This window comes from Nitrosospira sp. Nsp11, assembly GCF_900142705.1.
Lineage (GTDB): Bacteria > Pseudomonadota > Gammaproteobacteria > Burkholderiales > Nitrosomonadaceae > Nitrosospira.
Genome location: NZ_FRBV01000001.1, coordinates 331,637 through 344,162 on the forward strand (window position 1 = coordinate 331,637; position 12,526 = coordinate 344,162).

Here is a 12,526-nt window from a genome sequence, read left to right on the forward strand (position 1 = left end):
TTACAATAATCAGTTAGGAGTTTCGATCAATGCAGGCTGATAAACCGCGACCCGGGTCAGCCAGGTCTCAATAGAGTCAAAAGGAATCGTGCGGGCTAGACTGGGCAGGATTTCAATCTGCATTTCGCCAATGGGTGCAGTCGGGTCATTACGATAGGTGCGGATTAGGCGGTTGCGCTTCATCCGTGCGAGAAGCTGCTCCAATTGCGTTTTTTCCGGCGGCTCAATGTTCTCAAAGGTCGCTTTGAAGCGCTGCCAGAGATCGTCCACCGTGAGCACCACTGTTTGCTCGGCGCGAGTATTGCGATGGTCATCCCAGGCGCGCCATAGCACGAGCAACAGCAGCGTTTCGTCCTTTGTGAACTGGGCCAGTAGCAGGCAGACTTCCGGCCGCGGCCGCGCCTGGAGCAGAGAAAAATCGTCATCCACGATGAGTTCCAGCCCCAGTGGAGCGAGGTAGTCCGTGATGTGGGCCTGATAGTGATCTCGAGCCAGCAGGAAGAGATCTCGCCCGCTGCCTTCCGTGCCCAGCAAGGTGCCCCGCCCGAGAAGCTCGGCCAGAACTTCCCGCAGAGGAGCGCGGTCAGCCTCAGGAACATCTGGCCAGAAACGAGGCCAATGGGGATCAGAATCACTCATGCGTAGCGGGTAATGGTGAAACGCTCAATGTGCCAGTCAAATTGCTTGTCCCGCGGGATCGCGGTCACCTCCAGCCCGTCTTGGCGGCGTGGGCCGTCGACCTCCCAGCGTACCACGCGACCGTCCGGCATAGTGGCCTGCTCGTAAGCCGCGGTAGCCAGCAGATCCAGAAGGTCATCGATCGAGGCAGAAACCACATTGTCCGTGCCAGCGGTAACGGCCACCTTATCCATAAGACGCGCAACGAGGCGGGCCGCTCTCTGCGGAGTCAGTGCTAGACGTTGCCGCTCCTTGAGCGCCGCGAGATCGGCCTCTGCGTCATCGGCATGCTCTTCTGCCAGACTGAAGGTAAGATTGGCAGCGGCACGGCCACGGCGGGCACGAGCGAGCGATTCGATCCCGTAGAAAAAGCGGACCTCGGGCACCAGCGGAGTGTAGTCCGGCTCCTCATCCCGCAGCGTGCCGATCTTGCAGCCGAGGTGGAGGGCATTAACAGCATCGCAGTAGGATTTCACGATCTCCGGGCGGCGACCGCGCAGTTCCGTTTGGTAGGTATAGCGCTGCTGAGAGAGACGGTTGAAGCTGGCCATGCGGGAATCGATGGCATCCGCAACGAGGCGGATAGACGCTAGACCGTGCTCTAGATCGCGCAGGGCCGTATCCGCCCGCAAGTAGGATTCCTCCACCAGCCAGCCGTAGTGCGCCGAGAGTCCTTCTGCTAAGCGCTCCTTGGCCATAGGAAGGTCCCGCACTTTGGCCACTTTTCCGCGCACAGCTTGCAGGCGCGGAAGCAGACCGTTTCTACGAAGTGCATCGTAGCAGACCATATGCTGCCCGGAGCCGAACTCCTCATAGAGCAGCCGTAACGTTTCTGCGGGAGACTTGCTGGCCCGCTGCCGTTCGTCGAAGATGGAGATCAGCTTCTCAACGCCGTGAAGCTGGATTACGGCGCTCTCCAAACGTGCATTGAGATCAGTGACCGTGGCGCGGAGCTCATCTGGCGTTCGTATCAGGGCATCCAGCGCTTCCTCCCGTTCCAGAGTCTCGCAGACACCGCGAACAGTATCTGCGAACGTGATGAGTTCTGCGATTTCCTCTTCCGCCAGTTCTCTCAACAAGCGGAGTAATTGGCGCAGCCCGGGCGATACCAAGACCAATCGCTCGTGCAACCCCAATTGCTGATCTTCCACCCAACCCGCTTCGCAGAGGCGGTTAAATATCTGGCCTGCGCGCTGCCGGGTATCCCGTAGGAACGCTCCCTCATCTTCAGCAAGCTGAATCTCAGGATGAGCGGCTAAGACCTCTCGAACCAGCGCAATGACATCCGTTTGAGGAATGCTTCCAGCATCACCCGCTGCATCGGCAATGCGATCTGCACAGTCGATATAAACGCCAGCAGAGCGACGTGAAAGCGGCCGAAAAAAACCCCTCGGAACTGAGCTGAGTAAACGATGACTGAGAGGAGGGTTGACCATAGAGTCTCTGAAAATCAGAGTAATTTCTCCACGTATATTGATTTATCCGAAAGATTAACAATATTGCATATTATGCCATTCACGCAACCTTCTGTTGACTTACCTTTACTACGCCTGCAACAACGTCAGCAAGGACGGCATAGGTGCTACTTGCACATTGCTGAATATTCCGGCACGAGCAATGGACGATTGCGTCCTACAGATCATCGGAGAAATCGGGCGACACACGGATGTCATCAAAGCTGCCATCACTGCCTCTAATGAAGAGAAGAACAAATCGCTGCGCCCTCTCAAATCGAAGTTGACTCAATTCCAGCGTCGTCATACCGAGTTAAGCGAGAAGTTCCAGCGCTACCTCAAGCTCGTCCGCAAGACCGATTCCGAACATTTCGGACAGGAAATGTTGGCAGCCGCCGAGAATCTGGCCAAACAAAAAAACGAACTGGAGCAGGAGATCGAGAGAGTCAAAATCGACATCGCCTATCGTGAGCGTGTCGTGACGAACGAGAAGGTCATCGCCAATGCTTTGTTAACCTTTGAACAAGCCGTGAAAGTGCTACCCTTCGACGACCAACGGAAGTTGCTTCACCTCTTGTTGCAGCAGATTCGAGCTAACCGCCTTAACCCGGAAAAGGAGCTGCTTCCTGCCGATTCACAGACTTGGAATATCCAAATACGATACGAACTCGCTGGTATACGGTAAATTTAGACCTTCATGCAACTGGCTTGGTTTCAGGAAGTTGCGCAAAACGCGATTTGAGTTCGCATTTGAAACAAAATGGCGGAGGCGGTGAGATTCGAACTCACGGTAGAGTTGCCCCTACGGCAGTTTTCAAGACTGCTGCCTTAAACCGCTCGGCCACGCCTCCAGCGTTGGGCCAGAATAATACCTTTTTAAGCTTGATTTTGCCAGCCGTCACGCAGGAAAAGGCAAGCCCATCGGAAGGATAGGATTGCAACTTTTACTGAACATGAGTAGTCTTATGTGCTGTATAGTTCGTCAACCAAGGAGACGTTATGCAACCTGAACTACGATATTCCGGCTCGGCCGCGCAAACGGGGCTTTCCGCCGTTCGCAACAAGGTCTTGCGCAATACTTACTGGATGCTTGGCTTGACCATGATCCCGACGCTGATCGGTGCGTCGATCGGGATGAGCACCAATTTCGCGTTTCTCGCACAAGCGCCCATTGTTGGGCCGTTGGTGATGCTGGCGGTAATGATGGGTCTGCTGTTTGGTGTCAGCGCGACTCGAAACAGCCCGATGGGGATCGCATTGCTGTTTGCGTTTACCTTCGTAGCAGGCTGGTGGCTAGGCCCCATGCTGCAATACGCGCTTCATTTCAAGAACGGCGCGCAACTGATAGGAACTGCTGCCGCTGGAACGGGCATAATCTTTTTCACGCTGGCCACGATCGCTACGGTGACCAAGAAGGATTTCGGCTTCATGCGGAATTTCCTGTTTGTGGGACTTGTGCTGCTAATCCTCGCTTCCGTTGCTAATCTGTTCTTTGCCATGCCGGCTGCCTCGCTTGCCATTTCGGCAGTTGCGGTGCTGCTGTTTTCCGGCTTCATCCTGTTCGACGTAAGCCGTATTGTTAACGGTGGGGAAACAAATTACGTGATGGCAACGATGGGCATTTATCTAAGCCTCTATAACCTCTTCACCAGCCTGTTGCATCTGCTCCTGGCTTTCTCAGGTGAAAGAGACTAGCACTCGAAAATATTCCGGTACATGAAAAAGGGCGGCTGGTAACAGTCGCCCTTTTTCATTTCCGCGCCATTTCCGTTTCAAAACCGTGCTATTTTACAGCCGTGGCTCAGCGGCATCTTTCTCGAACAACGCGATGGATTCGACATGCGCGGTATGCGGGAACATATTTACGACACCTGCCGCTTTTAATACATACCCGTTGCAATGCACCAGCACCGCTGCATCGCGAGCCAACGTAGCCGGGTTGCAGGATACGTAAACGATACGCCGGGGCGCTGCTTGTTCTTTTCCCAAGGAAGTAACCGCAGCGAAGGCCCCTTCGCGCGGCGGATCGATCAGCATTTTGTCGAAATACCCCTGCGCTCGCATCCAGGCTTCATCTATTTCAAACAGATTGGTTTCGATGAATTGCGTATTGAGCGCAAGCCCGTTGCGCTCCGCATTTTCGTCGGCGCGGCGCACCACGGCCGCGCTGCCCTCAAAACCCGCGACCTGCGCACCACGCTTGGCAATCGGTAACGCAAAGTTTCCCAACCCGCAGAATAAATCCGCAATGCGTTCCCCAGGCTGAGGATCCAGCAGGTTCAGGGCGCGCCGTACCAGTACCCGGTTCATGGCGGGATTTACCTGGGTAAATTCGGTAGGATGAAACGGCATGACGATATCGAACTCGGGCAGCGTATAGTTCAATTCCGCCGCGTTCTTCGGGTAAAAAGGATAGGCTGTTTGAGGCCCGCCGGGCTGCAAGAAGAACTGGATATGATGCTGATCGGCGAAAGCCTGAAGCAACATTTCATCTTGATCGATCAACGGCTTCAGGATGCGCAACACCAGCACATCCACATTTTCACCCAATGATACCTCGATCTGCGGGATATGCTGACGGACAGACAAGCTGCATACCAACTCTCTCAATGGAATGATGAGCCGGGAAATGCGTGATGGCACGATTTCGCAAGCGCGCATATCGACAACGAAGCTGCTGCGCTTCTCATGAAAACCTACCAGGACCCCACCTTTTTTGGCGACATAGCGCACGGACAGCCGCGCGCGATGGCGATAGCCCCAGGCTGCGCCATAGATCGCCGGCAGTATCAATTCGGCCTCGACCTTGCCGATATGCTTGAGATTATCTTCAAGAACGCGCTGCTTCGCCGCCACTTGGGCGCGCGCATCCATATGTTGCAGGCTGCATCCGCCGCATATTGCAAAGTAACTGCATTGCGGCGCCACTCGACCAAAGCCCGGCTTGAGTATCTGTCCCGCCTGCGCCATTTCAAAGCTTTGTTTCTTGCGATAGGAGTTATAGGTAACCACTTCTCCCGGCAATGCACCTTCGATAAAGATGACCTTGCCTTCTGAGTGGGCGACCCCACGCCCTTCCTGATCCAGGGATTCTATGGTGACAGGCGCAATCATATTGTGCGGTGCGGGATGAGTCCCGTAATGGCGAGAGGATGAGAAAGAATAGGCGTAATGTTCGCTATGCCCACTGCCCCAGGAATTCCTGCCAGTGGGGTTCGGAAGATTTGCTCAAGGTAAAACGCACCAGTTCGCATTCGCGCTGATACTGTTCGTTATCAAAGATACCACGCATGAGCTGGAATCGTAAAAACACGAGATACGTGTTCACCACATCGGTTTCGCAATAATCGCGAATTGCGGCAATCTCACCATTCTGGAATGCATTCCAGACCTGGGAACCGTCCATTCCCAGTTTTCCGGGAAAACCCATCAGCTTAGCCAACTCATCCAGCGGTACATTTGCGCGCGGCTGATATAGGGCGAGCATATCCATCAAATCGAGATGGCGAGTATGGTAACGGCTAAGGTAATTATTCCATTTGAAATCGCGGTCATCCTCGCCCATATCCCAATAACGGCGCGCCTGCAAACCATGAATCAGGCTGCGATAATGGAGTACCGGCAAGTCGAAGCCACCGCCATTCCAGGAAACCAGTTGGGGACTGTATTTGTCCAGCCCTTCGAAAAAACGGCGGATGAGTTCGGATTCCGAATCTGCGGGAGTTCCTAACGACCACACGCGAAAATCATTTTTATCCCGCAATACGCATGAAATTGCCACGACCTTCTGCACATGCAATTGCAGGAAATCGTTGCCGACGGCCTGACGGCGCACTTGAAACGCCATGTCGGCAATACCTGCCGGCGCAACCTCCGGGGGCAGATTGTAAAGCCTGCGTAATCCCTCGGTATCGGGAACGGTCTCGATGTCAAAAACCAGTACGGGTATCAATGCTAAGAAGATCTCAAGCGAATTTTGGAGCTTGGAAGGTGTAATCTACAAGGCTTGCGTCATATAGCGTTACTTTCTGACCCAGGAGCCGTTTGCCGCTTGATACCACCACCCCGGCCTGGCCAGATCGATCCAGCGCTGACCGAAAGTAGCGCGAATATCGGCTTCCCACTCGGGATGGCTGTTGGCTCGGGCGATTTCGCGGTACAACGCATTTCTGTCCTGGTTTTCGGCCGCGATCAAGGCATTGACCGGCTGGCGCGCCGCCAATGGCAGTGCATTGGCATCACGCATGGCGACAAGACCATCTCGTGTAAGCCCTACCGCTCCCCTTTCATAATAAGGCTGGAGCTGGCTGTGGCGCTGCTGCATGCTTTGCCTGAGGCTGGAAATTGCGGGTGTATCGATTTCGATATTGGCTTGCGTATAACCAGGACTCGACACCGAAAACAGCAGCATCAGAAATATAAAGCGGTAGACAGGATTACGCATGGTAGTCACCTTAATTTTGGGGCTGCATGGGTTGCGTGGGCTGCATCGGTTGTCCCGGTTGCGGGATGGGTTGAGAAGGTATGGGGCCATCCATACCCGGTGTGCCCGGTGTGCCCTGTGCGCCGTCCTCGGGTTTTTTAAGTTGCCACACTTCCTCTATTATCTTGTCCGCTGCTTTTTCAGCAGCGGCAGCGGGGAAATAAATGTTGATAGTGACGCAACCGGACAGCAACGCCAGCGTCAGCAAGCTTGCGTAAAAATAAGAATTCTTCATATTCCCCTACTGAATAACGGGTTTGGTTTCTACCTGGGTGATCCGTTGCAGACGGTTCACCAGCTCCCACCAATCCACTTCACGATTATAGCCTATCACTGTAATGGCCGGGATTCCGCCGCCCTTGACGATGAGATAGCCATGCGGCAGCGGCTCCGACTCTATCCCGCCCATGTGACAAATCCCGCTGCGTAATGAGCAGCTCCAGCCTATCTCCGAATAGCCGAACTGCTCGAAAATGCCCAGAATACTGCGCTGGATCGCGGCAGCCGCTCCCGATCCTCCAAGAGAGGAGATATTCTGCACCGCAGCCTGGCTGATGCGACGCGGATAACTGCCGGGACTGCTCACAAGGCTGGCATCAAACTTTACCGGCTTCCAATTGAAGAGTTCGAGGCCATGGACGGCGGCATCAATGCGCCCCTGCATGTTGCCGAACGAAAACGTGCCGGTCAGCAGGTTCAGATCGAGATTGCGCATATCGAGGTCCGCCAAAAGGGATGGCGCAGGCCCCAACGGATCCAGCAGCTTCAAATTCCCCAGCTCTATGGTGCCATCGAATATCCTGAAAAGGAGCGCACCATCCACCACGACGGTTGCGCCATTGTAACTCACCCTGGGTATCTCACCGGACAGGGTGCCCTTCATTGGCTGGGTTCCCAAAGCTTCAGTCAGTTTTTGCATCGATACGGGCGAAAGCCCGCCGCTGAATTGCCATACCCAGCCCTGAGCCTGCCGCGATGCGCTGAAATTTTTGAGCGTAAGCTCACCGTCAAGCACAGGCAAGGTCAAGCGCGGGATGCGAAGATTCGACCCATCAATCTCCAGGGGAATGTCAACCTGGCCTATGGGTATCTTCCCCAACTGGCTGCTCTGGATACGAATAGTCGCTTTTGTCGGTTTCACACTCCCCTGATTCCCTGGCGCTTGCCAGGGAATACTGGCGTCGACGCCGCGAAATGCAAAGCGCCCATGCCCGTCTTCCACCGAGGCATTGCGCAAATCGACATGGAGGAATTCATGGGCGCCATCCCGGTAACGCCACTGCAGCCCCGCCTGTCCGGCAGCCTCTAGCTCAGCGATGGCGGTATTGACAAGAAACGGCTTCAGCACTTGACTGAACAAGGTGGACAACTCGAGATTGTCGGCGCTCAAATCGAAATCGCGCAGCGTGTTTCCTGGCCGGTCAATCAATCCCGATAAATTCACCTCCCCGATATTCGAAAGTACAAGCTTTCCCTCGCGCAATCGTATGGTGTTTTCATCCAGTTGGCCGCTGGCGCTAAAACGATGGCCTTGCGCGGCAAAATAAACCGGTTGCCAGAATACTTCGCCACTCGGCCAATCCACATCAACGTGCCACAACCATGAATTTCCTTGCTTGTCCTCGTCGCGCCTAGCCATCGCGTTAACTTCGACGCTGATATTCTCACCGGCATGCAACCCGCTGGCGTCACTGAACGCCAGTCCATCCACCGCCAGATGCGCTTCAATTCCAGCAAGCCCGCCGGCAGCGCCGCGCAGCTTGATCGTGCCGTTCATGTTTCCCTTTGCAGGCACCGGCAACAAGTTCTGTTCTGCCTCTGGCAAAAATTCGGCAATACGCGCTGCCTCTCCGTTTGTTATGGTCAGCATGGCTTCCCAAGCCGGCTTTCCCCACTGCGCGGATAGTCTCCAGCCCGCAGCGGCTCCTCCAGAAGCAGTCTTGATTTTTATGTCCAGCGTTTTATTGCGGGAAGAGAAATCAAACGATACAGGTAGCGGCGCCGATCGGGACAGCTTTAGCAAGCCATCCTCACAGCGAATCCAGTCATTCGCAACCTGAAATTTGTGGCACGAAAAATGCAAATCGCGCCAGACTTTTCCCTGTATCGCGACCTCGTCCAACCTTACTTCCAGCAATGATGCTTGCGGGCCAGTCACGCTGACCTGAACGCCTTTCGCATTTAAAAAAGGACTATGAACATCATCGGCGGAAAGGGTAATTAAAGGACCGGCATATGCGGATAAGGTACCAATGAATAATGCTGGCAATATTATGACGAACAGCTTTATCATTATTCATCCGGCCAATCACGGCTTACGTGTACCGCATATTGTACGCCGGGTTGCAGGCCGGCTACATAACGTCCTCGGCCGCATAACGCGCATGGGTTTACGATACTCAGGCGGGAAAAACACCTGTGGAAAGATAGCGATCACCGCGGTCGCAAACAATCGAAACAATTGTCGCGTTCTCGGCTTCTGCAGAAATCCTGAGTGCCGCCGCCAGCGCACCTCCTGATGAAATCCCCGCGAAAATCCCTTCCTCACTCGCCAGCCGCCGGGTCATCTCCTCGGCTTCAGCCTGGGAAACCAGCACGATGCGATCTACCCGCTTTGCATCATAGATTTTCGGCAGATACGCTTCCGGCCATTTGCGGATGCCCGGAATCTGGGAACCTTCTTCCGGCTGCACGCCGATGATCTGAATCTCCGGGTTCTTTTCCTTGAAATATCGAGAGCAACCCATGATGGTACCGGTGGTACCCATGCTGCTCACCAGATGGGTAATCTTACCGCCGGTATCTCGCCAGATCTCGGGAGCGGTGCCTTCATAATGCGCTCGTGGATTATCAGGGCTGGCAAACTGATCAAGGATGACACCGCGCCCCTCATCACACATGCGCTCGGCCACATCGCGCGCTTCTTCCATGCTGCCCTCCTTTGAGGTCAGCACGATTTCCGCACCGAACGCCTTCATCGATTGCCGCCGTTCAATGCTGAGGTGTTCCGGCATTACCAGCACCATGCGGTAACCCATTATCGCGGCCGCCATCGCCAGAGCAATGCCGGTGTTACCGCTAGTTGCTTCTATCAACGTATCGCCCGGCTTGATATCACCGCGCTGTTGCGCATGCGTAATCATCGATAACGCCGGACGATCTTTCACTGAACCGGCGGGATTGTTACCCTCCAGCTTGACGAGAACAACATTGCTGGTATTCCCCGGCAGGCGCTTGAGTTTTACCAGGGGCGTGTTGCCGACAAAATCTTCTATGGTTTTGTACATGACGACGCAATTTGCAAAAAGATTGCCGGATTATCGCACACGTTCCGGCTAGCGCGACGCTACAGATAGGATAGTAGTAGTAGGATGGGTGAAGCGAAGCGTAACCCATCAACCAATGATACGATGAGTTGCGGCTAAAGCCTCCACCCGTTCAACCGGATCATTTAATCAATAAGAGTTGTTGTTTACTTCAGCGTGGGTTTATTTTCTTTCTTAACCGTAGTAGCGCCACCCACTGCTATGTCCTTGCGCAACCGCTTCAGCGTAGCAGGGCCGATGCCGTTGACCTTTTCCAGGTCATCAGCCGACTTGAAAGATCCATTCTTCTTGCGATGATCGATGATGGCCTTGGCTTTGGCCGGGCCGATTCCCTGAAGCGTTTCAAGCTCGGCCTGGGTTGCGGTATTGATGTTGACGGCCGCGTAGGTAGCGCCGGTAAACGCGAACAGCGTAACCAAAACAATTGTCAGAAATTTTCTCATTAAATTTCCCTTGGGAAGGGTCAGGTTAGAGGCTGGCCCCGCACTGTTTTTCTCAGTAAGAATTTGATCGCTGGGAAGGCAAAACTATTAACAATACCGGTAAGGCAGATTCCTCTATAACGGCAAAATGAATATCAGAAATGAGCATGTTAAATAAAAAAATTCCTGTTCAGTTCGAAAGAGAATTTTAGCCCTCAGAATGATCGATGTAATATTAAAACGGAATATCATCATCCATATCATCAAATCCACTGCTGCTTTTAGCAGGTGCTTTACTCCCCGACGAACTCGGCGCAAAGTTGCTTTCGTCCCGCCCTTCCCTATCCGAATCGAAACCAGCGCTGCCGGGTTTGCTGCCGAGCATCTTCATATCGCTGGCGATGATGTCGGTGGTATAGCGCTCAACACCCGCCTTATCGGTCCATTTGCGCGTTTCCAACCGTCCTTCGACGTACACGGGACGGCCTTTTTTCAGGTATTCGCCGGCGATTTCAGCAAGCTTGCGATAAAAGGTGACGCGATGCCATTCAGTTTTTTCCTGTTTTTCGCCGTTTTTATCCTTCCAATTTTCCGTGGTTGCCAAAGTGATATTGGTCACCGCGTCGCCATTTGGCATATAACGCGTCTCAGGGTCTTTGCCGAGATTGCCAATGAGTATTACCTTGTTGACTGATGCCATTACGCTTCTCCCCCCAATAATTGAACAACGCCTTCTTCGTCGAAACCTCTCATATCCACTTTCAGGTAGGCCACGCCTTCGCTCGCCAGCACCAGCGCCTCATGCACGCCGGGCAGCGCCGCCAGCTGGCGGGATAGGCCGCTGGCCCTGCCTGTATCCATCTCTTGCACGTGGTACATTCTGGTACGCACAGCGGCAGGGGCTTTCATTGTAATGGCAAAAATAAGCCATAATGTCAGTAGGGCTCCGCAAAACGCATAGAGTGCAGAGGCTCCATAATGCTGATACAAATAGCCACCCACGGTTGCGCCCACAAATGCGCCAAGAAACTGGACACTGCTATAGACGCCTATGGCTGTGCCTTTCGCACCTACCGGCGCAATCTTGGAAATGAGCGAGGGGAGAGTCGCTTCCAGAAGGTTGAAGGCGGTGAAGAACACCAGCAACGCCAAGGTCGTTCCCCATAGCGAATCGAATGCATAGGCCAGCATTACCTGGCTGGCAAGCAATACAGCTATCGAAATGACGAATATCTGTTTGAGCTTCGCCTTCTTTTCACCATAAATGATCGCCGGAACAATCAATACCATGGAAAGGAGCAGTACCGGCAAATATACCTGCCAGTGGTTGTCCGCCGCCAGTCCGGTTGTTCGTAACGACAACGGCACTACCAGCCACAGCGCCATCAATGTCGCGTGCAATGCAAACACACCGAAATCCAGGCGCAGCAGTTGCGGGTTGCGCAACACATTCCGGAAACGTCCGGCGGATGCTTCGGTATCGGAATGGAAGCGGCTGACTACCGGATCGGGAATGATTTTGAAAACAACCACCATCGCCAGTAGTGCCAGCACGCCGGTCATGGCAAAAATTCCCGGCACACCGATCACATTATTTAGTGCTGGCGCAATAATCAGCGAGAGTGCAAAGGTCGCACCTATGGTCATGCCGATCGCGGCCATTGCCTTGGTCCGGTGCTCTTCACGGGTAAGGTCGGCGGCAAGCGCCATCACAGCCGCGGAAATCGCCCCCGCACCCTGGATGACGCGCCCAAGGATCACCACGTAAATATCGGTGGCGGATGCAGCAACAAAACTGCCGATTGCGAACAGGATCAATCCGATGTAAATGACAGGCTTGCGGCCGATACGGTCGGACAGCCAGCCAAACGGAATTTGCAGTATGGCCTGAGTCAGCCCATATGCGCCAAGCGCGATACCTACCAGCGTATAGCTGACGCCGCCAGGGAGATGCTCGGCATAGAACGCGAATACCGGCAGAATGATGAACATCCCCAACATGCGCAACCCGTAAATTCCCGCCAGGCCGGCTGTAGCGCGCAGCTCTATCGGCGACATTTTATCGGGAGGTAATGAGGAGGACATGAATCAGATTGGGGAAACGCGGAAAGTTGCGTATATTAACAGGTTTGACCGGCACTCAGATAGCCTCGGCTGAGGATG

At 54.1% G+C, this 12,526-nt stretch carries 13 protein-coding genes and 1 tRNA gene; 2 read left to right on the forward strand and 12 right to left on the reverse strand.

Annotated elements, in window-relative coordinates:
• Positions 1-9 precede the first annotated feature (9 nt).
• Together BUA28_RS01715 and BUA28_RS01720 are read right to left on the reverse strand one after the other, a co-directional pair.
• The gene (locus BUA28_RS01715; RefSeq protein WP_072766406.1) at positions 10-639 is read right to left on the reverse strand and encodes a DUF4194 domain-containing protein; all 630 of its coding nucleotides are present in this window, start codon (positions 637-639) and stop codon (positions 10-12) included.
• Positions 636-2,114 carry a Wadjet anti-phage system protein JetA family protein gene (locus BUA28_RS01720; RefSeq protein ID WP_072766407.1) on the reverse strand — a complete coding sequence of 493 codons (1,479 nt, stop codon included), beginning with the start codon at positions 2,112-2,114 and terminating at the stop codon, positions 636-638. Before BUA28_RS01720 ends, BUA28_RS01715 begins: the two co-directional genes overlap by 4 nt.
• A 157-nt stretch (positions 2,115-2,271) precedes the next feature.
• Between BUA28_RS01720 and BUA28_RS01725 the strand changes: the two genes are divergently transcribed.
• Positions 2,272-2,817: a hypothetical protein gene (locus BUA28_RS01725; RefSeq protein WP_143148410.1), complete on the forward strand. Its 546-nt coding sequence runs from the start codon at positions 2,272-2,274 to the stop codon at positions 2,815-2,817.
• A gap of 76 nt (positions 2,818-2,893) precedes the next feature.
• On the opposite strand, the gene BUA28_RS01730 is transcribed toward BUA28_RS01725, so the two are convergent.
• Positions 2,894-2,983: transfer RNA gene (locus BUA28_RS01730), tRNA-Ser, on the reverse strand.
• Positions 2,984-3,131: 148 nt separating this feature from the next.
• Here BUA28_RS01730 and BUA28_RS01735 point away from each other — a divergent pair.
• On the forward strand, positions 3,132-3,827 hold the full coding sequence (locus tag BUA28_RS01735; RefSeq protein WP_072766409.1) for a Bax inhibitor-1/YccA family protein: 696 nt from the start codon (positions 3,132-3,134) through the stop codon (positions 3,825-3,827).
• 93 nt (positions 3,828-3,920) lie between these two features.
• On the opposite strand, the gene rlmD is transcribed toward BUA28_RS01735, so the two are convergent.
• The 9 genes from rlmD to BUA28_RS01780 form a co-directional block, all read right to left on the reverse strand.
• On the reverse strand, positions 3,921-5,246 hold the full coding sequence (gene rlmD / locus BUA28_RS01740) for a 23S rRNA (uracil(1939)-C(5))-methyltransferase RlmD (RefSeq protein ID WP_072766410.1): 1,326 nt from the start codon (positions 5,244-5,246) through the stop codon (positions 3,921-3,923).
• Positions 5,247-5,310: 64 nt separating this feature from the next.
• Positions 5,311-6,084 carry a 3'-5' exonuclease gene (locus BUA28_RS01745; protein ID WP_072766411.1) on the reverse strand — a complete coding sequence of 258 codons (774 nt, stop codon included), beginning with the start codon at positions 6,082-6,084 and terminating at the stop codon, positions 5,311-5,313.
• 69 nt (positions 6,085-6,153) lie between these two features.
• Positions 6,154-6,543, reverse strand: a complete 390-nt coding sequence (locus BUA28_RS01750) for a YdbL family probable chaperone protein (RefSeq protein WP_371915202.1) — start codon at positions 6,541-6,543, stop codon at positions 6,154-6,156.
• 43 nt (positions 6,544-6,586) lie between these two features.
• Entirely contained in the window at positions 6,587-6,850 is a 264-nt protein-coding gene (locus BUA28_RS01755) for a hypothetical protein (protein ID WP_072766412.1), read from the reverse strand.
• Positions 6,851-6,856: 6 nt separating this feature from the next.
• Complete coding sequence (locus tag BUA28_RS01760; protein WP_072766413.1) at positions 6,857-8,908, reverse strand: intermembrane phospholipid transport YdbH family protein; 2,052 nt, start codon at positions 8,906-8,908, stop codon at positions 6,857-6,859.
• 106 nt (positions 8,909-9,014) lie between these two features.
• A complete protein-coding gene (gene cysM, locus BUA28_RS01765) occupies positions 9,015-9,902 on the reverse strand; it encodes a cysteine synthase CysM (RefSeq protein WP_072766414.1) in 888 nt (295 codons plus the stop codon).
• Between the two features lie 185 nt (positions 9,903-10,087).
• A complete protein-coding gene (locus tag BUA28_RS01770) occupies positions 10,088-10,384 on the reverse strand; it encodes a ComEA family DNA-binding protein (protein WP_072766415.1) in 297 nt (98 codons plus the stop codon).
• A 214-nt stretch (positions 10,385-10,598) separates the two neighbouring features.
• A complete protein-coding gene (ssb, locus tag BUA28_RS01775; protein ID WP_072766416.1) occupies positions 10,599-11,063 on the reverse strand; it encodes a single-stranded DNA-binding protein in 465 nt (154 codons plus the stop codon).
• Entirely contained in the window at positions 11,063-12,421 is a 1,359-nt protein-coding gene (locus BUA28_RS01780) for an MFS transporter (RefSeq protein WP_072766417.1), read from the reverse strand. The genes ssb and BUA28_RS01780 overlap by 1 nt, the downstream gene beginning before the upstream one ends.
• Positions 12,422-12,526: the final 105 nt, after the last annotated feature.

What these genes read in the sequence shown, in the direction of transcription:
- BUA28_RS01750 (WP_371915202.1), bottom strand. Translation starts at nt 6,543, where the DNA reads ATGCTGCTGTTTTCGGTGTCGAGTCCTGGTTATACGCAAGCCAATATC.
- BUA28_RS01770 (WP_072766415.1), bottom strand. Translation starts at nt 10,384, where the DNA reads ATGAGAAAATTTCTGACAATTGTTTTGGTTACGCTGTTCGCGTTTACC.
- BUA28_RS01780 (WP_072766417.1), bottom strand. Translation starts at nt 12,421, where the DNA reads ATGTCGCCGATAGAGCTGCGCGCTACAGCCGGCCTGGCGGGAATTTAC.
- rlmD (WP_072766410.1), bottom strand. Translation starts at nt 5,246, where the DNA reads ATGATTGCGCCTGTCACCATAGAATCCCTGGATCAGGAAGGGCGTGGG.
- BUA28_RS01720 (WP_072766407.1), bottom strand. Translation starts at nt 2,114, where the DNA reads ATGGTCAACCCTCCTCTCAGTCATCGTTTACTCAGCTCAGTTCCGAGG.
- ssb (WP_072766416.1), bottom strand. Translation starts at nt 11,063, where the DNA reads ATGGCATCAGTCAACAAGGTAATACTCATTGGCAATCTCGGCAAAGAC.
- cysM (WP_072766414.1), bottom strand. Translation starts at nt 9,902, where the DNA reads ATGTACAAAACCATAGAAGATTTTGTCGGCAACACGCCCCTGGTAAAA.
- BUA28_RS01760 (WP_072766413.1), bottom strand. Translation starts at nt 8,908, where the DNA reads ATGATAAAGCTGTTCGTCATAATATTGCCAGCATTATTCATTGGTACC.
- BUA28_RS01715 (WP_072766406.1), bottom strand. Translation starts at nt 639, where the DNA reads ATGAGTGATTCTGATCCCCATTGGCCTCGTTTCTGGCCAGATGTTCCT.
- BUA28_RS01735 (WP_072766409.1), top strand. Translation starts at nt 3,132, where the DNA reads ATGCAACCTGAACTACGATATTCCGGCTCGGCCGCGCAAACGGGGCTT.
- BUA28_RS01755 (WP_072766412.1), bottom strand. Translation starts at nt 6,850, where the DNA reads ATGAAGAATTCTTATTTTTACGCAAGCTTGCTGACGCTGGCGTTGCTG.